The sequence below is a fragment of the Campylobacter sp. BCW_4338 genome (assembly GCF_001763255.1).
GTDB classification, from domain to species: Bacteria; Campylobacterota; Campylobacteria; order Campylobacterales; family Campylobacteraceae; genus Campylobacter_D; species Campylobacter_D jejuni.
Window position 1 is genome coordinate 34,108 of record NZ_MJYJ01000061.1, and the last position, 22,333, is coordinate 56,440.

At 29.0% G+C, this 22,333-nt stretch carries 23 protein-coding genes; 7 read left to right on the forward strand and 16 right to left on the reverse strand.

Translation table 11 applies throughout. The features are described from left to right. Window positions 1-51: 51 nt before the first annotated feature. On the forward strand, window positions 52-792 hold the full coding sequence (locus AJN69_RS06425) for a YaaA family protein (RefSeq protein WP_004305720.1): 741 nt from the start codon (window positions 52-54) through the stop codon (window positions 790-792). A 3-nt stretch (window positions 793-795) separates the two neighbouring features. On the opposite strand, the gene AJN69_RS06430 is transcribed toward AJN69_RS06425, so the two are convergent. After that, a complete protein-coding gene (locus AJN69_RS06430; RefSeq protein ID WP_070288152.1) occupies window positions 796-1,947 on the reverse strand; it encodes a M20 aminoacylase family protein in 1,152 nt (383 codons plus the stop codon). A 1-nt stretch (window position 1,948) separates the two neighbouring features. Then, window positions 1,949-3,169, reverse strand: a complete 1,221-nt coding sequence (locus AJN69_RS06435) for a CynX/NimT family MFS transporter (RefSeq protein ID WP_002861726.1) — start codon at window positions 3,167-3,169, stop codon at window positions 1,949-1,951. Between the two features lie 232 nt (window positions 3,170-3,401). On the opposite strand from AJN69_RS06435, the gene AJN69_RS06445 reads away from it, so the two are divergent. Next, window positions 3,402-3,608, forward strand: a complete 207-nt coding sequence (locus AJN69_RS06445; RefSeq protein WP_002853356.1) for a membrane protein — start codon at window positions 3,402-3,404, stop codon at window positions 3,606-3,608. Window positions 3,609-3,610: 2 nt separating this feature from the next. Here AJN69_RS06445 and AJN69_RS06450 read toward each other — a convergent pair whose 3' ends face one another. The 6 genes from AJN69_RS06450 to hemB are packed head-to-tail and all read right to left on the reverse strand — an operon-like array spanning window position 3,611 to window position 9,366. Continuing rightward, on the reverse strand, window positions 3,611-4,372 hold the full coding sequence (locus AJN69_RS06450) for a DUF5416 family protein (protein ID WP_083262296.1): 762 nt from the start codon (window positions 4,370-4,372) through the stop codon (window positions 3,611-3,613). Then, window positions 4,369-5,634, reverse strand: a complete 1,266-nt coding sequence (locus AJN69_RS06455; RefSeq protein ID WP_053872888.1) for a (Fe-S)-binding protein — start codon at window positions 5,632-5,634, stop codon at window positions 4,369-4,371. Before AJN69_RS06455 ends, AJN69_RS06450 begins: the two co-directional genes overlap by 4 nt. Before the next feature lies 1 nt (window position 5,635). Then, window positions 5,636-6,991: an oxygen-independent coproporphyrinogen III oxidase gene (gene hemN, locus AJN69_RS06460; protein ID WP_002861729.1), complete on the reverse strand. Its 1,356-nt coding sequence runs from the start codon at window positions 6,989-6,991 to the stop codon at window positions 5,636-5,638. Further along, window positions 6,978-7,469, reverse strand: a complete 492-nt coding sequence (locus AJN69_RS06465) for a DUF2603 domain-containing protein (protein WP_044779214.1) — start codon at window positions 7,467-7,469, stop codon at window positions 6,978-6,980. Before AJN69_RS06465 ends, hemN begins: the two co-directional genes overlap by 14 nt. Further along, complete coding sequence (gene argF, locus AJN69_RS06470) at window positions 7,466-8,386, reverse strand: ornithine carbamoyltransferase (protein WP_004305704.1); 921 nt, start codon at window positions 8,384-8,386, stop codon at window positions 7,466-7,468. Before argF ends, AJN69_RS06465 begins: the two co-directional genes overlap by 4 nt. Continuing rightward, entirely contained in the window at window positions 8,383-9,366 is a 984-nt protein-coding gene (gene hemB, locus AJN69_RS06475) for a porphobilinogen synthase (RefSeq protein WP_070288157.1), read from the reverse strand. The genes argF and hemB overlap by 4 nt, the downstream gene beginning before the upstream one ends. Before the next feature lie 57 nt (window positions 9,367-9,423). On the opposite strand from hemB, the gene ribA reads away from it, so the two are divergent. Together ribA and rsmG are read left to right on the forward strand one after the other, a co-directional pair. Further along, window positions 9,424-9,984, forward strand: a complete 561-nt coding sequence (gene ribA / locus AJN69_RS06480; RefSeq protein ID WP_070282490.1) for a GTP cyclohydrolase II — start codon at window positions 9,424-9,426, stop codon at window positions 9,982-9,984. Beyond that, entirely contained in the window at window positions 9,985-10,551 is a 567-nt protein-coding gene (rsmG, locus tag AJN69_RS06485) for a 16S rRNA (guanine(527)-N(7))-methyltransferase RsmG (protein ID WP_004305702.1), read from the forward strand. 15 nt (window positions 10,552-10,566) lie between these two features. On the opposite strand, the gene AJN69_RS06490 is transcribed toward rsmG, so the two are convergent. Continuing rightward, the gene (locus AJN69_RS06490; RefSeq protein ID WP_004305701.1) at window positions 10,567-11,139 is read right to left on the reverse strand and encodes a hypothetical protein; all 573 of its coding nucleotides are present in this window, start codon (window positions 11,137-11,139) and stop codon (window positions 10,567-10,569) included. A gap of 92 nt (window positions 11,140-11,231) precedes the next feature. Then, a complete protein-coding gene (locus AJN69_RS06495; RefSeq protein ID WP_044780252.1) occupies window positions 11,232-12,329 on the reverse strand; it encodes a YeiH family protein in 1,098 nt (365 codons plus the stop codon). Window positions 12,330-12,441: 112 nt separating this feature from the next. Here AJN69_RS06495 and AJN69_RS06500 point away from each other — a divergent pair, with 112 nt between their 5' ends. Both AJN69_RS06500 and rpoD read left to right on the forward strand, forming a co-directional pair. After that, the gene (locus tag AJN69_RS06500; RefSeq protein ID WP_004305699.1) at window positions 12,442-13,323 is read left to right on the forward strand and encodes a LysR family transcriptional regulator; all 882 of its coding nucleotides are present in this window, start codon (window positions 12,442-12,444) and stop codon (window positions 13,321-13,323) included. Window positions 13,324-13,402: 79 nt separating this feature from the next. Next, complete coding sequence (gene rpoD / locus AJN69_RS06505) at window positions 13,403-15,271, forward strand: RNA polymerase sigma factor RpoD (RefSeq protein WP_004305698.1); 1,869 nt, start codon at window positions 13,403-13,405, stop codon at window positions 15,269-15,271. Window positions 15,272-15,285: 14 nt separating this feature from the next. On the opposite strand, the gene AJN69_RS06510 is transcribed toward rpoD, so the two are convergent. Continuing rightward, complete coding sequence (locus AJN69_RS06510) at window positions 15,286-15,798, reverse strand: histidine phosphatase family protein (protein WP_070247902.1); 513 nt, start codon at window positions 15,796-15,798, stop codon at window positions 15,286-15,288. Further along, entirely contained in the window at window positions 15,795-16,313 is a 519-nt protein-coding gene (locus AJN69_RS06515; RefSeq protein ID WP_070288159.1) for a rhomboid family intramembrane serine protease, read from the reverse strand. Before AJN69_RS06515 ends, AJN69_RS06510 begins: the two co-directional genes overlap by 4 nt. 97 nt (window positions 16,314-16,410) lie before the next feature. On the opposite strand from AJN69_RS06515, the gene AJN69_RS06520 reads away from it, so the two are divergent. Then, window positions 16,411-16,827 carry a PepSY-like domain-containing protein gene (locus AJN69_RS06520; RefSeq protein ID WP_004305692.1) on the forward strand — a complete coding sequence of 139 codons (417 nt, stop codon included), beginning with the start codon at window positions 16,411-16,413 and terminating at the stop codon, window positions 16,825-16,827. Between the two features lie 7 nt (window positions 16,828-16,834). Here the strand turns inward: AJN69_RS06520 and AJN69_RS06525 are convergent, their stop codons facing one another. Genes AJN69_RS06525 through aroB form a run of 4 tightly spaced genes read right to left on the reverse strand, consistent with a single transcriptional unit; the run spans window position 16,835 to window position 22,325 of the window. Continuing rightward, a complete protein-coding gene (locus AJN69_RS06525) occupies window positions 16,835-18,451 on the reverse strand; it encodes an AAA family ATPase (RefSeq protein WP_070288161.1) in 1,617 nt (538 codons plus the stop codon). Between the two features lie 3 nt (window positions 18,452-18,454). Further along, complete coding sequence (mtaB, locus tag AJN69_RS06530) at window positions 18,455-19,705, reverse strand: tRNA (N(6)-L-threonylcarbamoyladenosine(37)-C(2))-methylthiotransferase MtaB (RefSeq protein ID WP_070277501.1); 1,251 nt, start codon at window positions 19,703-19,705, stop codon at window positions 18,455-18,457. Next, window positions 19,702-21,273: a mechanosensitive ion channel family protein gene (locus AJN69_RS06535; RefSeq protein WP_070288163.1), complete on the reverse strand. Its 1,572-nt coding sequence runs from the start codon at window positions 21,271-21,273 to the stop codon at window positions 19,702-19,704. The genes mtaB and AJN69_RS06535 overlap by 4 nt, the downstream gene beginning before the upstream one ends. Beyond that, window positions 21,270-22,325, reverse strand: a complete 1,056-nt coding sequence (gene aroB, locus AJN69_RS06540; protein ID WP_070210228.1) for a 3-dehydroquinate synthase — start codon at window positions 22,323-22,325, stop codon at window positions 21,270-21,272. The genes AJN69_RS06535 and aroB overlap by 4 nt, the downstream gene beginning before the upstream one ends. Window positions 22,326-22,333: the final 8 nt, after the last annotated feature.

The window sequence follows — 22,333 nt, forward strand, 5'->3', positions numbered from 1 at the left end:
GATTAAATTCTTTGCTCTTAATGTTTCATAACATTAACAAAAAAGGCTAAAATGAAAATTTTATTCTCCCCTAGTGAAAGCAAAAATGAAAATTGCGTAAAAAATCCTATCAATGAAAACTCATTTATATTTAAAGAATTATTTCCTTATAGAATAAAAGCTTTAAAGCATTATGAAGAATTTATCAAAAACGCAAGTTTACAGAATTTACAAGAACTTTTTGGCATTAAAAATGAAAATGAAATTGATAAATTTAAACACAATTTAAAACAAGCTCCCACTCAAGAAGCTATATTGCTTTATACTGGGGTAAGTTATGAATATCTTAATTTTAAAGCTTTAGATAAAAAAAGTCAAGCTTATATTTTAGAAAATACTCTTATATTTTCTAATCTTTTTGGCGTTGTAAGAGCTAATGATACCCTACCCTTTTATAAATTCAAGCAAGGGGCTAAAATAGGAAATTTTGCCATAGAGAAATTTTATAAAGAACATTTTAGTAAAGCCTTAGATGAATACTTAGAAAATAAAGAAATACTTGACCTTAGAGCAGGATTTTATGATAAATTCTACACCCCAAAAAAGAAATTTTATACCTATAAATTTGTAAAAAATGGTAAAGTCATCAGTCATTTTGCTAAAGCTTATAGGGGAATTTTACTCTCCATAAGTGCAAAAAACCAAGTAAAAAACAATAAAGAGCTTTTGGCAAACCTTCCTTCAAACCTAAAACTCAAAGAAATTCAAATCAAAGGTTTAAAGGAAGAAATTGTGCTTGAAATTCTAGATTAGTTTTTATTTTAAGTATTTTAAAGCTAGCTTCGCATAATAACTTGCAGCCCTAGCTAAAAGCTTATCATTAAAAACATAACTAGAATTATGTAAATAAATGTCGTTTTCATTTTCTAAAAAAGCATAGGCACATTTTTTCATTTCGCAAAAAAATCCAAAATCCTCACTTGCCATTAAAGGACGATGATTAAATTCACAATTTTTTTCGCCAAATAATTCTTTTGCAACCTCACTAGCAAAATCCACAGCTTCATCGTTGTTCATAGTCACTGGTGCAACAACATTTTTATTGATTTTAATCTCTATATCATTAGCCTGTGCAATACCTTTACAAATTTTATAAATTTTTTCTTCAGTTAGTTTTCTAGTTTCATTATCTAATGCTCTAACACTCATTTTAATCGTTGCAATATCTGGAATGATATTAAAAGCATGCCCTGCATTAAAAGCTCCTATGCTTATAACTGCTGAATTTTGAGGATCAACATTGCGAGATACTATACTTTGTAAAGCCACCACAAGTAAAGAAGCAGCATAAATAGGATCTTTTGCCTTTTCTGGAGCACTTCCATGACCACCTCTTCCAATAACTTCAATGCTATAACTATCCGAAGAAGCCATCATCGCACCTTTTTTAAGATAAAATTTCTTATCGCTACCAAAAGGCATATTGTGCCATCCAAAAACATAATCACTATCAAATTTTTCAAACAATCCATCTTCTATCATTGCCTTAGTACCACCCAAACCCTCTTCAGCAGGTTGAAAATAAAGATTTAGAGTGCCATTAAAATTCTGATTTGCTAAATACTTTGCAGCAAGCAATAAAGAAGTAGTATGTCCATCATGACCACAAGCATGCATTACATTTTCTTTTTTGCTTTTATAAGGCAAATTTGTGCATTCTTGCAAAGGCAAAGCATCCATGTCTGCACGAAGTCCTATTTTTTTATCGCTATTTCCCTTTTTTAAAACCCCCACAACACCTGTTTTTCCTATTTCTTCATAAACCTCATAACCAAATTCTTTTAATTTTTGCGCCACTAATTTTGCAGTACATAATTCATCAAAACCAAGCTCAGGATTTTCATGAATTTGATGACGAATTTTTTCAAATTCGCCTTGTAAGTCTAGTATTTCTGGAATTAAATTCATTCTATTTTTCTCCTTGTATAAAATTTTCTCTTCTAGGTAAAACAAATTGTGCTAAGATCGCTGAAATAAAAATCAAAGCAAAAATATAAACAAAACCCAAAGTAAAACTATGGGTTTTATCAACACTCCAAGATACTACCCATAGGTTAAATGATAGTATAACAAAGGTAATACTCCAAAAAGCACTCATAATATAAGCAGTTTGATTTGGATTGGAATTTTTTAATTCTGAAGGTAGATTAAAGAAAAATGGAAACCACATAGAATAAAAAATGCCTGATAACACAGCAAAAATCTGTATCAATACTAAATTTTGTAAAAACAACATACAAAATCCGCATATAAAAATACACGCTCCTCCAGACAATAGCATTATTTTAAAAGAAATATTTTTTCTTTTAAAAAATAATCCAAGATAAGGACCAAAAATAATAGCAAAATTAGCCAAGGCTGGAATTTCTTTTTTAGCAAAATCAGCTAATTCTTTACTAAAACCCGCATATTGCGCATAAAAAGTTGGTAAAAAAGTAAAAAGAGAATTTAAAAATAAAATAGGCCCTATGTAAAAAATAATCATACCCCAAGTAACACGAGATTTTAGAGCATAAATAAGATCTTTTGCATTATTCTTTTTTTCTTCTTTTTTATTCTCATCTTTACCTACAAAAAGCCACAAAATCAATAAAATCAAATTAATCCAAGCATAAAATGATAAAGAATCTCTCCAATTTCCAAAATAATTTGAGATACTTTCAGCTAAAACAAGTCCTAGGGTAATGCCTACCAAATTTGAAGTCATATTAAAACTAATTACAAAATGTAAAGCTTTTTTTTCAAACCATTGTTGTGCAATAGGCACTAAGCAAACTAAAGCACAAGCTGAACCAAGCCCTGTTAAAAATCTTATAATCAAAATACCACTATAACTATCTACAAAACTTAAAAAGATACCCGAACTCATTAAAATACAGCCTAAAAAATATCCCTTTTTTAATCCGAATTTATAAACCAAAAAAGCAGTAAATGAAGCACCAAAAATTTTCGCAACTACTATCATACTAGTGATTAAAGTAGCTTGCTGAGTATTTAGAGCAAGATCATTTGAAATCAAGGGCATTAAAGACCCTGTTGCTGCCCAAGAGATACTAAAAACAGCATAAACACTAAAAATAATAAATTCAACCCCAATGCGTCTAAAATGAAATAAAAGTGATTTTTCCATATTAAAATCCTTTTTGGATATTTATTAAAATATAACATAAAAAAATGAGATATTTATTATCTTTGATTATTTTTTTAATTTAATTATTTTTTTATATATTTTTTTGTTACTTTTTGAAAATTTATATATAAGTTTAAAGATAAAAAAACTAAAATACAAAATAAAAACCCATAAAAGTTTTTTGAAGTATTTAAATGATATATTTCAAAATCTAGTTTTAAAAAGGAAAAATATGGAATTTTTAGCATTTATTTTTTTGATTATTATATTTTTATTTGTAGTCTTTATCATCGTTACTCGCTATGAAAAAAAGATAAAATTACTCAACCAAAACATACAAAATATGAAAGAAGATATAGCCGATCTTAAAGAAACAACTCAAAAAAATCGCTCTTTAATTGAAAAAAATCGCTCTAATATAGAAAATATAATAAAATAAAACTAAGAAAGATTTGCGATAAGTTTATAGTGCTTTTTCTGATTTATCATTAAAGTAAAAATTTTTTCACTTGAATTTTCGCTTTTATTTTTATAAATCATGCTTTTTAAAAACGGAAAAAGCATCGTACTAGAAGTTTTACCTTGTAAAATAATATGCATAGAACCTTTTAAAATTCCATACTTATAGCTCATACCGCTTGGAAATATATCAAGATTAAAACTTAAACTATCTTCATTACTATCATAATTTAAAATTTCAATTTTAACAAAGCTAATTTCTTGATCTTCTTGAGATAAATTTTTAAAAATTTCAAGTTTTTCATGTTTTTTGATAGCAACAACTTCTTGCTTGCTTTCTTTAAAATCAGAAAGAAAATTTTCATTTTTAAAAATTCTTGAAAAAAATTTTAAATTTTTAAATTGCATACTTATTTGTTTTGTGTTTTCATGTATTATTTTTTCGGATTTTAAGATGTTGCGTTCTATACTATCTTCTTGGTTTTGATTATCTTTGTTTGATTTCATGTCAAAATCTTCAACGATAATCATATCTTCACTATTACAAATATTAAAATGTTTTACAATTTCTTCAAAAGTAAAACTGTCATCACTAAATTCCAAAAGCTCTATATTTGAAGTGATAAAATCAACACCATCTCGTTCTTCAATCTTATCTTTAATCACAAAAGCATCAACACAAAAGCACGATCTTTGAATTTCATATTCAGAACTTTTGCCTTTAAATACTATCTTCATCATCACAAAGCTTTTGCTATAAGTTCTAAAGGACTGGCAAAAACAACCTTGCTTGAATTTTGTTCTAATGCATTTGAAATTTGCATTCTACAAGCTGAACACTCGGCGCTTACCACACTAGCCTTACTTTCATCGATCATTTGTGCTTTTTTAAGCCCTACACTTAAGGCTTTATCATAATAATCCGTTTGCATACTCACCCCGCCAAAACCGCAACAAGTATTAGAATTACTCATTTCCACAAAATGATAATTTGTTTTTAAAAGTTCTCTTGGCTCTTTAAAAACCCCTTGCATTTTTCTTGCATGGCAAGGATCGTGATAAGTAATGCTATAATTAAATTTATTTTTTGTTTTTAAAATTTCTTCCAAAGAAGTAAATTTATAAAAATACTCGCTAGCCATATATATCTTAGATGACACACATTTTGCGCGTTTTGCCCAGTCTAAATCATTTTGCATTATAAAAAAATGTTCATAATCTATCTTTAACATAGCCGAACAAGTGGCCTCAGGAACTATAATAGCATCTAATTTTTCTAATTTTTTTTCAAAATACTCAATATTTTTTTTAGCCAAAACTTCAACACTTTTAAAATCACCCGTAAAAAATTGCGGCGCTCCACAACACACTTGTTCTTTCATCAAATCCACATTGATTTTTAATTCCCTAGTGATTTTAAGCACTGCATTAGCCGTATCTATGTAAAAATAATTCGCCAAACAACCTACAAAAAAACCTATTGTTTTTTCTCCATCATTATTGATAAATTTTGGATTAGAATTTAAGAAACTTTTTTTATTAAAACTTGTAAGTAATCTTCCCTTTTTAACAAAAGGCATGGAAAATCTTGCCTTCATACCTGTATTTTCATTCTCATTTTGAATTTTAAACGCACAACTTTGAAACACATAGCCAAGCTTAGCTACCAAATCTAAAATTGTGCGTCTTCTTAAAAAGAAAAAAATAAGTTTTTTATACCAAGCTATACCAAATTTTTTAGCTATGTCATAACGAACTTCTTCTATGGCATTATCTACTCTTAATTTACTTGGACACACTTCAACACAATTGGTACATAAAAAACAAGATTCAAAAACTTTCTTAGCTTCTTTATCAAGTTCTAGAATTCCCTCTTTATAAGCAGATAAAAGATCTAAAAATCCTCTTGGACTGGTAATTTCATCGCGATTTTCTTCATGTATAGTACAAACAGGTATACATTTGCCACATTTAACACAAGCATCACTTATTTGACTAAATTTCATCTTACACCGTTTTTGAGAATACTTTTTTATCTTCACTAATGTTTTTCATATAAGCATCAAAACACATAGCAATATTTCTTATAAGCAAAACACCTGTTTCATTGACTTTGATAAAATTTTCATCAAAATTAATAAAATCTTTGTATTCTTCTAAAGCTTTTAAATCCTCTTTAAAATACTCCTGAAAATCAATGCAAAATTCTTTTTCTATTGACTTGATATCAAGCTTAAAATTTGCCATTAACTCCATAATCACTGCTTTTCTAAGCTCATCATCATCGCTTAAAGCTACGCCTCTTTCAAAAGGCAAAACTCCTCTATCTAATGCAGCCTCATAACTTGACATATCTTTAAAATTTTGCGCATAATGTCTTTGTCCTTCGCCTATACTTGTAAGCCCAACACCGACTAAATCAGCACCACCTTTAGTAGTATAACCTTGGAAATTTCTATGTAAAGTTCCATTTTCTAAAGCTTTAAAAAGCTCATCATTTTCTTTTGCAAAATGATCCATACCTATCATTTTATAGCCGTTTTTACTCAAAAAATTCTCACAAAATTCTAAAATTTCAAGTTTAACATCAGGACTTGGCAAGGTATTTTCATCAAATTTTCTCATATTTTTCTTAAGCCAAGGCACATGAGCGTAATTAAAAATCGCCAAACGATCAGGATTTAAAAGCATAACTTTTTCTAAAGTTTGTGTAAAGCTTTGTAAATTTTGATAAGGCAAACCATAAATTAAATCCATATTTACAGACTTTATGCCTTTACTTCTTACAAGATTTAAAGCATTTTGTGTTAATTCAAAAGGCTGGATGCGATGAATTTCTTTTTGAACTTTTTCATCAAAATCCTGCACTCCAAAGCTGATACGATTAAAGCCATTTTGTGTTAAAACTGTGGCTTGTTCGTCATTTAAAAAACGCGGATCGATCTCACAGCTAATCTCTGCATCTTTAGAAAAATTTCTAAAAATAGATCTGATTTTTAAAATCAAATTTTGAAGTTGTTTAGCACTAAAAAAAGTTGGAGTTCCGCCCCCAAAGTGCATTTGCACCACTTCTCTTTTAGTATCTAAAATAGTACTTAAAATATCAAGCTCTTTAAAAATATAAGTTAAATACCTTTCTTTACTCTCTTCTTTTGCAGTATAAATAACATTGCAACCACAAAAATAACAGGCACTCCTACAAAATGGTAAATGAAAATAAAGCGATAAAGATCTATCTTGCTTTTTTAAAATTTCTATATATTCTTCGTATTTGAAATTTGCATTAAACTCTACTGCTGTAGGATAAGAAGTGTAGCGTGGTCCTGCTTTAGAGTATTTTACAAAAGCTTTATAATCTCTCATTTTGGTTTACCCTTTCTATCATCGCTTGCATATCTACAAATAAATTTGGATGCTTTTGTTTGATTTTAGAAATTAATTTTTCAAGATCAATACTAACTTCCATGGTGCCATTTTGCGCCTTTTGCTTGATCTCATCCATAGCAACCGTCCAAACATCGTTAAAATCTACAGGAATTTGTTGATAAATCGCCTTTTCTAAACGCAATTCAAAATTCTCTTTTTGACTTTGTTTTAAACTTTCAAGTATATTCTTAAGACTTTGTAAAGAAAGCAAAGTGTGAATTTCATCGTTTTCATCAATCACAAACCAAGGCTCAGGAGAATCAAAACTTCCATTTTCAAGAACTAAACATTTTTCGTTTTCATTCTCGCTTTGCTTCATTTTAAAAATCGTTCTATCTTTTTTCTTTATTCCTAGATTTTGACTAAATTCATCAATGCGTTTTAAGCAAATGCTATACTTTTCTAGCTCTTTCATTCTCTTCCTCTCTGATTATCCAAAAAGCAAAGCAAGGCTTTTACCACATAAAGGCGATTTCTTGCTTCTTCAAAAATCACATCTGCATGTTTTTCAAAAATTTCTTCACTCACTTCATAACCCCTATAAGCAGGCAAACAATGAAGCAATATCGCGTCTTTATTGGCAACGCTCATAGCCTTCTCATCGATTATAAATCCTTCAAATTCTTTAATCTTGCGTTCTTTTTCATTCTCTTCACCCATAGAAACCCAAGTATCGGTGATGACTACATCTTTATCCTTTAAGGCTTCAAATTTATCATGACTTAAGGAAATTTTGGCTCCTGAAATCAAAGCCTGTTTCATAGCAAATTCCCAAATTTCAGGGCTAATTTTATAGTTTTTTGGTATAGCTATACTAAATTCAAAGCCCAAAATCGCAGCCGCAATAAGCCAAGAATTGCACATATTATTACTATCTCCGATAAAAGCAACTTTTGCTATACCATTTTGCATCTTATTCCATTCTTTGATAGTAAGCAAATCTCCTAAAACCTGAGTAGGGTGATAAAGCTCGCTTAAAGCATTGATCACAGGGGCTTTAGAATATCTTGCAAATTCGAGTAAAGTTTCATGTTTATTGACTCTCATCATCACAAAATCAACCATCGCCCCTATCACCCTAGCTGTATCCTTTACAGGCTCGCCACGACTAAGTTGTAAATCATTGCTATTTAAAAATAAAGCCTTTCCGCCAAGCTCTGTTATGGCTAATTCAAAAGCCATTCTTGTTCTTGTAGAATTTTTCTCAAAAATCATTGCTAAAGTTTTATCTTGTAAAAGTTTTTTAGGCTCTTTTTTAAGCTCGCTAGCATGATTTACAAGGCTTAAAATTTCCTCCTTAGAAAAATCTCTTAAAGTTAAAAAATGTTTCATTTTTCTCCTTTTAACATTTTAGCTAATTCTTTGGCATGATAAGTGATGATAAGCTTTGCCCCTGCTCTTTTAAAAGCTATCATAGTTTCATATAAGATTTTTTCATAATCAATCACTCCCGCATTTTTAGCTGCCTTTAGCATAGCATATTCTCCGCTTACATTATAAACACACAAAGGCAAGTTAGAATAAAGGGATATTTCTTTAATTACATCAAGATAAGCAAGAGCGGGTTTTACCATTAAAATATCAGCTCCTTGTGCTTCATCTTCTAAGCTTTCTTCTAAAGCTTCTTTACCATTAGCAAAATCCATTTGATAGCTTTTTCTATCTCCATAACTTGGAGCTGACTCTGCTACATCTCGAAATGGCCCATAATAACTTGATGCAAATTTAGTAGAATACGCCATTATAGGCAAATTTTCAAAACCTTCCTTATCTAAAGCTTTACGCAAAGTAGTGATAATACCATCCATCATTCCACTAGGTGCTATCATATCTACCCCTGCTCTTGCGTGAACTAAGGCTTGTTTGGCTGAAATTTCTAAAGTGGCATCATTATCCACGCTTTTTGTTTTTGGATCGATAATCCCACAATGCCCGTGATCTGTATACTCACAAAAACAAAGATCGCTAATTACAAAAAGATCTGGAAAATTTTTCTTAATCTCTCTTATGCTTCTTGCAACAAGCCCTTCATCATCTAAAGCATCGCTTCCGCAACTATCTTTTTTCTCATTTTCTAAAACGCCAAAAAGTATAATAGCTTTAATACCTAAGTTGACTACATTTTGACACTCTTTTAAAATTTCATCTAAACTCATTTGAAACACATCGGGCATAGAAGAAATTTCTTTTTTTATCCCTGTTCCATTAACCACAAAAAGCGGATAAATCAAATCATTTACACTTAAAGAATTTTCCCTTACCATAGATCTTAAGTTTTCATTAAACCTTAATCTTCTAAATCTTTTAAACATTTTTTTGTCCTTTTTTTGCTAAAATCTTAACATAAATTTGATTATAGAGAGTAGTAAATGAAAATAAAAATTTCAGAAATTGCGAATTTACCTAGCAAATGGGGAAATTTCCAAATACAAAGTTTTAAAGAAAATGATAAAGAACATTTATGTATATTTAAAAATACTCCAAAAGACACACTCAATCTAAGAATTCATTCAGAGTGCTTAACAGGAGATGCTTTAGGAAGTTTAAAATGTGACTGCGGAGAACAGCTTGAATTTTCACTCAAATATATAGAAAAAAACGGCGGAATGGTGATTTATCTTAGACAAGAAGGAAGAGGTATAGGACTTTTTAACAAGGTTAATGCCTATGCTTTACAAGATAAAGGTTTTGATACGATTAAAGCAAATCATCAGCTTGGCTTTAAAGCCGATGAGAGAACTTATGAAATTGTAGAATTTATACTCAAACACTATGAAATTTCTAAGGTTAATTTACTCACAAATAATCCCAAGAAACTAGAGTCCATTAAGGAAAAAATCATCACACGCATACCGATTTTAATAGAACCTAACCGTTTTAATGTAGAATATTTAAACATAAAACAAACTCAAATGGGACATCTTAAATAAATGATTTTTAAAGATTATGATTTTTTACAACACTACGATTTAAAAAACTTTAAAGAAAAGGTAAAAATTTATAAAGAATTATTATCTAAATTTAACCGCATTCACAATCTTACTCATTTAAAAAATATAGATGAAAATATCTTTGATAGTATTAAAATTTTAGATTTTTATGATTTTTCTAAAGCAAAAAATATTGCCGATATAGGAAGTGGTGCAGGATTTCCAGCTGTATTTTTAGCCTTTTTACTGCAAAGCAATTTTCATCTTTTCGAACCCAATCCCAAAAAAGCTGCCTTTTTGCGGACACTAAAAATAGAATGCGAACTTTCAAATTTACATATTTACAAAGAAAAAGTTCAAGAGTGTAAAAATACCTTTAAAGCCGATATCATCACTTCAAGAGCCTTAATGGATGTCAAGCCTTTGCTTGAAATTTGCAAAAATCTAAAAGATGAAAATACAATTTTTATTTTATGGAAAGGCAGTGAAATTTATCAAGAACTTGAAAATATAAAAAATTATGAAATTTTTGAAAATAATTTAAGAAAATACTGTATTTTAAAGTAGCCCTAAGGCTACTTTTTATTCTGCTAAATCAGCATTAAAACTGATATCAACCAAAGGCCAAGAGATTCCACCATGTCCTGGAGCAGCATCACTTAATGCTTTTAATGCTTTAGAACCATTTTTAAAAGTATGCAAATCAAGCTGCCCTTTAGCTTCAAATTTATTATCTTTGATAGTATAAGTTAAAGGTATAATAGTACTTTTTTTATCCATGGTAATTTTTGCTGAAATAACGCCTTTGTTTTCACCTACAATCACATCTTGGAAAACAACTTTAATATCTGCATTTCCCAATAAAGCAGGAAAAAACACTTTTGTGATATTATTGGTTATAACATCATTGCCTTCACCCATAAAAGCATTACTTGGCTTTATAGTAGCTTTAGCTCCTTTAAGATAACTTGCAAAATCCTTTGTATTTTTAGAAAATTTATATTCTACATTCTTAAATTCACCTTCTACTCCTACCATATCCTTAGTTTTATACCCTTCAAAAGATATTTTTAAACTATCTTCTTTAAAAGATACGGCACTTAAAGCAGATGCTAATAAACAAGAACTTAAAATACTTAAAACAATTTTTTTCATTTTAACTCCTTCAAAATGAGATTTTATTAAACAAAAACAATTATATTATCACTTGATTAATAAAAATAAATTTTTTCAAAAAATAATTGTTATTACCAAAGTATATCTTTAAAAGTCAAAGTTAAAAAATATCCTCCAAAAATCAAAACAAGCCCTAAAACAAAAGCCAAACCAAATACTCTAGAGCCACTCTTTAAAAATTTTTTAAAGTCAATTTGCAAACCTAAAGCTGCCATAGCAAAAACAATACATAAAGTACAAAGTGTTTTACCTAAAGAAATAATATCACTCGTAGCAATACCTAAAATACTTTCTTTAGTTGCTAGATATGTATTTAAAACTATCATACCTAAAAATGCGAATGCAAAATAAGGAATAGTAATACTTTTTGCAGTTTTTCCACTGCTTGAATGCTGATTTTTAGCAAAAAAATAAGTCACTATAAGCAAAAAAGGCACAAGTAAAATCACTCTCATCATTTTTATAATCACTGCAACATTAGAAGCACCTTGCTCAAATCCTGCCATATCTTTTGCCATTTCAGCGGCACCTGCAACATTTGCCACTTCATGCAAAGTAGCCCCCATAAAAACCCCCATAGCATTTTGATCAAAAAAAGGAAAAAGATTTAAAGAAAAAGCTATAGGATACAAAAACATAAACACAAGTCCAAAAATCACCACCGTACCTACAGCTAAAATTCCTTTAAAAGGATCACTTTTTAAACTTGACTCCAACGCTAAAACCGCTGCCGCACCGCAAATCGCACTTCCGGCTCCAACAAGCATAGAAGTTTCTTTATCGAGTTTAAAAATTTTCATTCCTACAAATAAAGCAATAATAAAAACAAAAAATATCACTATAGCAGAAAGTAAAAACCCTTTCAACCCTACACTTAAAAGCTCAGTTAAAGTAATATTAAAACCATATAAAACAATACCGAGTCTTAAAAGCTTTTTTGCACTAAAATGCACTCCAGCTTGAAAATGATGTTGGTATTTAAAAAACCAAGGAGAGAGCAACACTCCTATGATGATAGCAAAAGCAGTCGCTGCCAAATGAGTAGTATCTTTGATACTTTGAACACTAGAAAAATACATAGCAAAAATCACTATACAAGCAGTAAAAAGCAAACCCTTAAAATTTGAACGCACTATAGCCATGCTATGTGCTAAAAAACTTGTTTTCATTTATTTTCCTTTTTCTAAATTTTGTGTTATTATATTTTTTTTATTAAAATTATAAAAATATATTATTTTAATTTTTATAATAATTTTTTTTTATTAAACAAAGGAATCACTCATGAAAATCAAAGATATGGAAATATTTTTAGATCTTTTAAACACTCAAAGTCCAACTCATACAGCCAACAATTTTTCCATAACTCAACCTAATGTTTCAATAGTAATTAAAAATTTAGAAAATAAATTTGATGGCATTTTATTTGAAAGACTTGGAAAAAAACTCTTACCTACACCAAAAGCTTTAGAACTAGGAAAAAATTGGTTAAAAATTATACAAGCCTACTACCAAAGCTTAGAAAAATTAAACGACGAAAGTATGCTCTTAGGGGAAATAAAAATAGCCTCAACTCAAAGCATTTCTGAACATTTTTTAGCTCCTATTTTATTTGATTTTAAAGCAGAATTTAAAAACATAGAAATTCGCTCTCAAACACAGAATTCAAAAGAATGTTTAAATTTGCTAAAAAACGGAAATATAGAATTTGCAATTATTGAAGCAGAACTTGATCCAGCTTTAGTGGAGTATGAAAATTTAGAAATAAATTTTTGGCAAAATGATGAACTTATAGTAGCTACAAGTGATAAAAAATTCAATGAAAAAGAATTTTATATCGATGAACTTTTAGAACAAAAGTGGATTTTAAGAGAAGTAGGCTCAGGCTTAAGGGATAAATTTTTAAACGAAATTGGTGCAAGCTCAAAAAAACTTAATATTTTTCTTGAGCTTGATAGAATGGCTGCGATTAAAGAACTTGTTTTACAAAAAAAAGCAATCTCTATTTTTTCCAAAAAAAGCATAGAAAAAGAATTAAAAAATTCAACACTTTATGAAATCAAGTTAAAAAATATCAACCTAAAGCGTAAATTTTATACCTTAAAAAGAAAAAATTATAATTTTAACAGAGCTTTAGAAAAATTTGAAAAAATATTTAAATCATAAGCATAATAACCGATTTATATAGAAAGTTAAGCAATTTTTAGATAAAATCTAAAGCTTATATAAATTTCAAGGATAATCAATGAACGCCAAAACTCAAGAAGCTGAATTAGAAGAATTATTTCAAGAAAATGCAAAAGATTATATCACATATGAAAAATTGGTAAAATATCTTACAAAACAACCAAGTGCATCAACCGCTAAAAAAGTGCAAGCATTAGTGAAAAAACACAAAGTGCAACTTTTTTCAGCAGCTGAAATTGCACAAATGAAAAACATAGAAGATGCAAAAAGACTTCAAGAAGAAAAACAAAAACTCCAAGATACAAGCCTTGAGAACGAATTTGATTTAGCCAATGAAAACGATTTATTAGAATGGAGCAGATCAGACTCTCCTGTTCGTATGTATTTAAGAGAAATGGGACAAATTGCTTTATTAAACAAAGATGAAGAAATTGAAATTTCCAAAAAAATAGAACTTGGTGAAGATATTATCATTGATGCTTTTTGTTCTGTACCTTATTTGATAGATTTTATTTTAGATTATAAAGAACCTTTAATAAACAGAGAAAGAAGAGTAAAAGAATTATTTAAAAGCTTTGACGATGAAGAAAAAAATGATGATAAACTTGATGAACTTGATATAGACGAAGATGAAGAAAACGAAACAGAATTAGAAACAGATGAAGAAAATACTAAAAAAAACAGCAAAAAAGAAGATGAAAGAACTTTAAAAGTTATAGAAAAATTTAAAGCTCTAGAAAAAGCTAAAAAAGATTGGCTAAAAACATCCAAAGACAAGGAAAGTGGAGATGAGCTTTTAGATAAATTAAGCATTGCATTCAAAAAAAATATTTTAAAAGAAAAATTAATGGATCTAGGCCCTACTTCAAAACTTATTAGTGAAATCGTAAAATCAATGGAAACTGCACTAAAAAGTGATGAAGAATTTGACAAAGAACTTAAGCGTTTAGAATACCGCTTACCTATGTTTTCTGATGAACTTAAAAAACGCCATGCAGATATTTTAAAAGATATTACAAAATTGAGCAAAGAAGAAATCACAGAGCGAGCTTTAGAAACAACCATGGTAAGCACTTATATGGAAATTAAAAAACTATTTCAAACTAAAGAAGCCAGTGAAAAAAGCTTTGATCTTGAAAAATCACGTTTAAAAGAAATTTTAGAGCAAATTAAACGTGGTAAAAAAATCTCTGATGAAGCAAAAGGAAGAATGGCAAAATCAAACTTGCGTCTTGTTGTAAGCATAGCTAAACGCTACACAAATCGTGGTCTACCTTTCTTAGATCTTATTCAAGAAGGGAATATAGGCTTGATGAAAGCTGTGGATAAGTTTGAATACAAAAGGGGTTATAAATTTTCCACTTATGCAACCTGGTGGATCAGGCAAGCTATTTCAAGGGCTATAGCTGATCAAGCAAGAACCATAAGAATTCCAATCCACATGATAGAAACCATCAATCAAATTAACAAAATTATCCGCGAACATCTACAAAAAGATGGAAAAGAACCTGATGTCAGCGTTATAGCTAAAGAAGTAGGTTTAAGCGTAGATAAGGTTAAACAAGTTATTAAAATTACAAAAGAACCAATTTCTCTTGAAGCTCCAATAGGAAATGAAGATGATGGTAAATTTGGAGATTTTGTTGAAGATAGAAATTCACTTTCTCCAATGGATCATATCTTAAAGGATGATTTAAAAGAACAAATTGATGAAGTTTTAGATCAATTAAACGATAGGGAAAAAGCGGTAATTCGAATGCGCTTTGGCTTAATGGATGATGAAAGCGATAGAACCTTAGAAGAAATTGGGAAAGAGCTTAATGTCACTCGAGAAAGAGTGAGACAAATAGAAAGCTCAGCTATAAAAAAACTCAAACACCCTAAAGTAGGAAGAAAACTAAAAAATTATATAGAAGGTTGGAAGTAAGAATCAATCTCTTACTAAAAACCTAAATCTTTTTCTTCTTTTAACTTGCGTACATGTTCAAAAAAAACTAATTTTCCGCTATGTTTTTTTAAATTTTTAAATTCCTTAATATCAAATTCTAAACACAAGATAGAAGAAGTTGGAAAAGAAGCTAAACACAGCGAGCTTAATAACTCTCCAAGCTCCATTAAACCAGGATTATGGCCCACTAAAAACACCTCATTAAACTCATCATCAATATCTTGCAGAATTTTTAGCAAATTCTCAACATTGCAAAGATACAATCTTTCATCAAAACAAATTTTATTTTTATCAAGATTATAAAATTTGGCTATTTTTTTCGCTGTTTTAGCGGTTCTAACAGCAGGACTTGATAACACTAAATCAGGATGAATTTCATGCAAGGCAAGATTTTTAAAAAGTTTTTTTAAATCTTCCTTTCCACTCTTAGTAAGCTTTCTTTCAAAATCATCGATATCTCCTCTCTTACTTGCTTTTGCATGTCTTATAATATAAATTTTTTTCATTTTACCTCTTTTATTTTAGCTAAAATATAACCACATATAAACCCGAAAATATGACCATACCAAGCAACATTTACCCCCATAAGCAATGGCGCAAAACTCATAAGTAAAATTGCCACTATAAGTCCTTTTGTGCTATTTTTATCAAGAACAGCATAAAAACCCATTAAAACACAAATTGCACCACTAGCACCTATGACATTTATATTTTCTCCAAAATATTTAAAATCAAAATACACATAAAAAACACTTAAAAGTGAACATAACAACCCGCCAATAAAATAAATAAAAATAAAACGCAAAGCACCCAAATAAGTTTCTAATATACGCCCAAATTGAAGTAAAACTATCATATTTAATATAAGATGAGTTAAATTTCCATGTAAAAACATTGAACTTAAAAGTTGCCAATAAGCTCCATTAAAAAATAAAATATTCAAACCAAGAATATTGTAATAATCATAAGAAATCAAAAAATAACATAAAACATTTAAAAAAATTAAAAAAATTGTAAGCAAAGTATTAAACCTTTATTTTTTATAATATTGTCTTAAAATTCACATAAAATTCACATAAATTCTTTACAATTTTACTAAAAAATAATTAGGAAAAATATTGAAAATTAAATTTTTAAGTATTATTACTATTTTAAGTTTATCTTTAAACGCTGATATAATAATTTCTGCTGATAATTTGCCAAGTGTTTCTAAAGAATTTTTACAACATAATTTCAAAGCACCTATAGGGATTGTACAAAAAGACAAAAATTCCTATGAAGTCTATCTTAGCGATGGGACAGAACTTGAATTTGACATAGATGGAGCTTGGAAAGAAATTGAAAATAAAGCCTTTCCTTTTGAACTAGATTTTTTGCCTCAAAATTTAGCTAATATCATTAAAAACGAATTTCCAAATACAAAAGCTAGAGAAATCGAAAGAAAAATCAACCATTACAAGATTAAATTTGATAACGATGTAAAAATTCTTATAGATTTTAATGGAACTATCTTGCACAAAGAAATTGATGATTAAAATATAATCAAATCTGCATTATATTTTTAACATCATCATGTTCTATCTTTTCTTTTTCAAGCAAAAGCTCTGATAATTTTAAAATTTTATCCTTCATAGAATTTAAAAATTCATCCATTTCTTTTTTTTGTTTGCTTAACTTTGGTTCTTCTAACATATCAAAACTCAACATATAATCAAGCAATTCTTTAATCTTTAAAAAATCATCTTGCGAGTTAGTATAACTTTCATTGTAAATTAATTTCATAGCTCTAGAACCAGCCAAATAAACTTTTATACGATTAATAAGCTCTGATTTTGATCTTATATTATGCTCATATTCTTTAAAACGATCTTCAATGAGAGTTATTTTTTCAAATCCTATGTCAAAATAATACGCACTCAAAGCTTTTGCAGCCTGATAAGTGGCTTGAATTTTCTTCTCTTCATCATTAAAACTTAAAATCTTTTTCTTGCCTAAAAGAACTTTATTTAACACAGCATAAAAATCACTTTCCTCAACTAAAGCACTATTTCTTCTTAAAGCATTAATTGCTGCTTCATTAACCAAAGTTTCAAGCCCTGCTCCACTAAAACCTACGCTTGCTTTGGCGATTTTATTTAAATTGACATTATTGTTTTTATCTTTCATATAAATTTCTAAAATTTTAAGTCTATCCTTAAAATCAGGCAAAGATAAAAAAATTCTCCTATCAAAACGCCCTGAACGCAATAAAGCAGGATCCATAAGTTCGATTTTATTTGTCGCAGCTATAACTATAACCCCACTATTGTCCTCAAAACCATCCATTTGAGTTAAAAGTTGATTTAAAGTGCTATCTCTTTCAACATTTGACATTTCTCCTCTTGCCTTACCTACAGCATCTATTTCATCGATAAAAACTATACTAGGAGCCATCATTTTAGCTTTTGAAAAAAGCTCTCTAACTCTTTTCGCACCCATACCTACATAAATTTCAACAAAACTTGAACCGCTTTGATAAAAAAATGGCACCCCTGCTTCTCCTGCAACTGCTTTTGCTATCAATGTTTTTCCTACACCAGGTGGGCCTACCATTAAAACACCTTTTGGCATTTTTACACCAAATTCTTTATATTTTTTAGGATTTTGTAAAAAATCCACAAGTTCGCTTAGCTCCATTTTAACTTCATCAACACCTGCTACATCATTAAAAGTAATATTTGAAATCACAGGTTTTATATGAGAACTTTCTAAATTTATATTTGAATTTTGAGCTTGAGTGTGATTTTGATTCTTATTTGATATTGGATATTTAGCTAACTCTTTTTTACGAGCAAAATAGCCAAGACTTATAAAAAGTGCGATAATAAAAACAAGTAAAATAAAAAACACCCAAAGCGTGTTATCTTTTTTAACTTCTACGGGAACTTTTGCTAAAAGTGTTTTTATATCTATACCATCTTTTATAATTACGTAATTTTCACCTTCCGCCTTAAGCCAAATTTCGTCTTTATCAACCACAGCTTTTTGGATTAAATTTTGACTTAACAGACTTTGATAAAGATTTTCATCTATATATTTAGGTTCATTTTTAAAATATAAAATTCCCAAAAGCATACATAAAACCATAAAAGATGCTAAAATTATCTTTTTATTTTTCATTATCTAGCCTTTTAAATTTGCAAAGTTAGACTTTTCTTGCACTTCATATTCAGATATAAAGATCCATTCTTTAGCTATATCTTTATCACTTTTAATTTTGATCTTATTAAAAAACTGATCATAACCCTCAAAAAAACCATCTTTTTGATTTTCTACCAAAACTTCAAGTGAGGCTTGATTTTTTTTTCTAAATTCATAATTATTTTTTTCTACTATGGATTTTAAAGTGTTTAATCTTTCTTTAGCTAAAGTTCCATTTATCACATCTTTCATGGTAGCAGAATGCGTGTTGTTTCTAGGACTAAAAATAAAAGCATGAATATGAGTGAGTGGAAATTCTTTAAATTTTTTCAAAGCTTCTTGCCATAGCTCTTCACTCTCACCTGGATGAGCTACTATAAAATCCGTCCCTAAAGCATATCCTTTGCTTGCTATAGTATTAAAAAGCTTTAAATCATTATCCGTATGCGATCTTCTTCGCATTATGCGAAGCATTTTTTCACTTGTATGTTGTAAGGCAATATGTAAATGCCTTTCAAGCCAAGTCTCATCTAAAATTTCTAAAAAACTTTCATCAATTTGTGCGGGTTCTAAACTACCTAACCTTATGCGTTTTATACCTGAAATTTGTCCCATTTTTTGCAAAAGCTTGCCTAAACTTGTGCCATTTTTAAGCCCATATGAACCTATATTAGTCCCTGTTAAAACAATTTCACTATAGCCATTAGCTCCTAAAATTTCAACTTGTTTTAAAAGAGCTTTTTCATCTACACTTCTTGATCTTCCCCTCACGCTAGGGATAATACAATAAGAACAAGCAAAATCACAACCTTCTTGAATTTTCACAAAAGCTTTGGTATGATTTTCATACTCGCAAACTATATCTTTATCAATAAAATTTAAATTTCCAAGTTCATAAAAACTTGTCTTTGCTCCTAAAAATTCATTGATTTTATCTTTATTTGACGCTCCAAGCACTCCAAAAACTTGCTTTTTATCTAAAAGCTCCTTACCTTTGCTTACAGCACCGCAACCTGTAAGTATAACTTTAATGCCTTTTTTTTGCATGGTATTTACATAAGACTTTATCCCGCTATCAGCTCCATTTGTAACCGTGCAAGAATTTACAACGATAATTTGTGCTTGATTCTCATCATTTATAATCTCATAATCTTTTACATAACTTTTTAAAAGCTCTGTATCATAAATATTTGTACGACACCCAAAGGTTTTAAAAAAAACTTTTTCTTTCAATCTTTATTCCTTGCATGAAAATGCATATTTTCATGATGTTGTTCAAAATGATTTTGATTTAAATTTCCTAAATATAAATTTTGCGATGGATAAGCAATTTTTATATCTTTATGCTTATTAAATTCTTTTATAATCTCTTTGCTAATCGTACTTCTTAATACCAAAGCCGCATAAGCATTGGTCATATACCATGCAGAAATTCGCATTCCCCAATGTTCAAAAAACATAAAAAACCTTGGCTCCACTTTAGGATTTTTAATACTATATTCATGTTGTAAACGAGCTATATTTTTTCTAGCAAGCTCAGTATAACCTTTGGCATGGCGTGTAACAATATTTTCCACAATTTCTTGCGCCTTATCAAGATTGCTATCAAAAGTAACACTTATATCAATGCCATCAAGCACGGTTTTCATACCATGATGAGTATAATTAGCAAGCAAATTTGTAAAAACATAGTTATTAGGAATAAATATAATACGCCCGCTACGACGATTTTTATTATAAGTTTCAAGTGTAAGCTCTTCATAAAGAGTAATGCGTAAAAAAGAAATGTCTATAATATCTCCTATATAGGTAGTATCATTTTGAAAAACCTTTACACGATCCCCTACTCTAAAACTTCCGCCAAAAATAATCACACACCATCCAAGCATAGACATAAACATATCTTTCATAGCAATAGCTAAGCCCGCAGAGGCAAAACCAAGTATAGTTACAAGATAAGTAATATTTTCTATATAAGCAAAGAGCAAAATAAGAAAAATAATATTTATATTAATAAAATTAATAATCTTCGTAGCAGTATAATATCTTTCACTATCTTTAATGTATTTTTTAGCAATAAATTTCAACATAAAAGATATAGCTATAACAATAACAATAGCAACAAGTATATTTACAGCCCTTAAACTTTGAACTTTAATCTCAGCACTTACTCGAGAAAGCTCTTCATCAATTTTTTTCTCATAAACAGAATAAGAAACACTAGCAAAATTTAAAGCTTGCTCAAATTCTTCCAACTTTTTATCCGAAGCTTTTAAAGCTTCTATATTCTCAACACTTGGTTTAAGCTCAACTAATTCCTTAAGTTCTGAGTTTTTTTCCCTGATCTTATCTACTAAATTTTTAAAATCATTAAATTTAAATATATACTCTTCCTTTTCTCCTTTTAATTTCTTAATATGAGAAAAAGCTCCTATAATAGCCAAAGGATTAGTAAGCTTAGATAAAGTTTCTATATTATCAGGGGCACTAAGACTTTGTGCAAAATTTAAATCTTTATATTCTTTAAGCAAGCTCAATTGCTCTTCTAAATTTGCTATCTTGCGTTTAAGTTCTTCTTGTTGGTGAATATCGGAAGTTTTTTTTAAATTAAGATTTAAAATGATTAATTCATCATTTATATCTTGATATTTTATAAAATTTTCATAACGTATATTCCAAATACTAGCACTGATTACAGTATTTAAAGTATTAATTTTCTCATTTATATTATTAATAATAGTCCGATTTACATCACCAAAAGCAAAAACAACAAAAAAGGTTAAAATAATAATTTTTTTCATTGGAATTCTCTTAAAGTTGCAATTATATCTTCTTTAGAAATATCACCTTTTATCAAACCCTTACCCAAAGGACTAGCAAGAACAAAATTGATTTTTTTATTAGAGCTTTTTTTATCCATGAAAAAAGCTTCATAAAATTCATCTACATTGTTGATTTTATATGATATTGGCAAACTGAATTTAAGTAAAATATCTTTTATTTTTTGACTTTGCATTTTATCCAAAAGCCCTAAATTTAAAGCCAATTGATTTGCCATAACCATACCTATAGCCACCGCTTCTCCGTGTAAATAAAGCTTATAATCTGTAAAATTTTCTATAACATGAGCAAAAGTATGACCATAATTTAAAAGCATTCTAAGCCCTGATTCTTTTTCATCTTGTTCAACAACCCTTGATTTAAGTTCTATGCTTCTTGCTATAATTTGAGTAAAAATTTCATTCTCACAAGTAGCATTTAAGAAACTTTTTTCATCAATTTTTTCTATAAAATCAAGTATACTATCATCAAACATTGCTGCCATTTTAATAAATTCAGCTATGCCTGCAGCAAGTTCTCTAGAGCTCAAAGTCTTTAAAAAAGAACTCTCGCAATATACAGCTTTAGGTTGATAAAAAGTGCCAATAAGATTTTTACCAAAATTATTATTAACACCTGTTTTTCCACCTACTGCTGCATCAACGCAAGCTAAAAGTGTAGTAGGAATATTTATAAAATCAATACCTCTTTGATAAATACTAGCAGCAAATCCGCCCATATCACTAATCACGCCACCACCAAAACTTATAAGCACGCTTTTTCTATCCAATTTAGAATTAAACATTTGGTTTAAAATTTCTTCCATGGTGCTTAAATTTTTATATTCTTCACCATCTTTTACAGTGGCAATAAAAATTTCTTTTGCCTTAATTTTAGAAAGTAATGTTTTCAAATGAAGACCTGAAATCTTAGGATTTGAAAGTATAAAAACCTTACTATCAAATTCTAATTCTTCAAGTTCATCAATATAAACCTTATAAGCATTTTCTTTTAACTTAACTTCTACTTGCATTGAACTAC

Excerpts from the sequence above, each read along its gene's own strand:
- AJN69_RS06425 (WP_004305720.1), top strand. The coding sequence starts at position 52 with ATGAAAATTTTATTCTCCCCTAGTGAAAGCAAAAATGAAAATTGCGTA.
- AJN69_RS06430 (WP_070288152.1), bottom strand. The coding sequence starts at position 1,947 with ATGAATTTAATTCCAGAAATACTAGACTTACAAGGCGAATTTGAAAAA.
- AJN69_RS06435 (WP_002861726.1), bottom strand. The coding sequence starts at position 3,169 with ATGGAAAAATCACTTTTATTTCATTTTAGACGCATTGGGGTTGAATTT.
- AJN69_RS06445 (WP_002853356.1), top strand. The coding sequence starts at position 3,402 with ATGGAATTTTTAGCATTTATTTTTTTGATTATTATATTTTTATTTGTA.
- AJN69_RS06455 (WP_053872888.1), bottom strand. The coding sequence starts at position 5,634 with ATGAAATTTAGTCAAATAAGTGATGCTTGTGTTAAATGTGGCAAATGT.
- hemN (WP_002861729.1), bottom strand. The coding sequence starts at position 6,991 with ATGAGAGATTATAAAGCTTTTGTAAAATACTCTAAAGCAGGACCACGC.
- AJN69_RS06465 (WP_044779214.1), bottom strand. The coding sequence starts at position 7,469 with ATGAAAGAGCTAGAAAAGTATAGCATTTGCTTAAAACGCATTGATGAA.
- argF (WP_004305704.1), bottom strand. The coding sequence starts at position 8,386 with ATGAAACATTTTTTAACTTTAAGAGATTTTTCTAAGGAGGAAATTTTA.
- hemB (WP_070288157.1), bottom strand. The coding sequence starts at position 9,366 with ATGTTTAAAAGATTTAGAAGATTAAGGTTTAATGAAAACTTAAGATCT.
- ribA (WP_070282490.1), top strand. The coding sequence starts at position 9,424 with ATGAAAATAAAAATTTCAGAAATTGCGAATTTACCTAGCAAATGGGGA.
- rsmG (WP_004305702.1), top strand. The coding sequence starts at position 9,985 with ATGATTTTTAAAGATTATGATTTTTTACAACACTACGATTTAAAAAAC.
- AJN69_RS06490 (WP_004305701.1), bottom strand. The coding sequence starts at position 11,139 with ATGAAAAAAATTGTTTTAAGTATTTTAAGTTCTTGTTTATTAGCATCT.
- AJN69_RS06495 (WP_044780252.1), bottom strand. The coding sequence starts at position 12,329 with ATGAAAACAAGTTTTTTAGCACATAGCATGGCTATAGTGCGTTCAAAT.
- AJN69_RS06500 (WP_004305699.1), top strand. The coding sequence starts at position 12,442 with ATGAAAATCAAAGATATGGAAATATTTTTAGATCTTTTAAACACTCAA.
- rpoD (WP_004305698.1), top strand. The coding sequence starts at position 13,403 with ATGAACGCCAAAACTCAAGAAGCTGAATTAGAAGAATTATTTCAAGAA.
- AJN69_RS06510 (WP_070247902.1), bottom strand. The coding sequence starts at position 15,798 with ATGAAAAAAATTTATATTATAAGACATGCAAAAGCAAGTAAGAGAGGA.
- AJN69_RS06525 (WP_070288161.1), bottom strand. The coding sequence starts at position 18,451 with ATGAAAAATAAAAAGATAATTTTAGCATCTTTTATGGTTTTATGTATG.
- AJN69_RS06535 (WP_070288163.1), bottom strand. The coding sequence starts at position 21,273 with ATGAAAAAAATTATTATTTTAACCTTTTTTGTTGTTTTTGCTTTTGGT.
- aroB (WP_070210228.1), bottom strand. The coding sequence starts at position 22,325 with ATGCAAGTAGAAGTTAAGTTAAAAGAAAATGCTTATAAGGTTTATATT.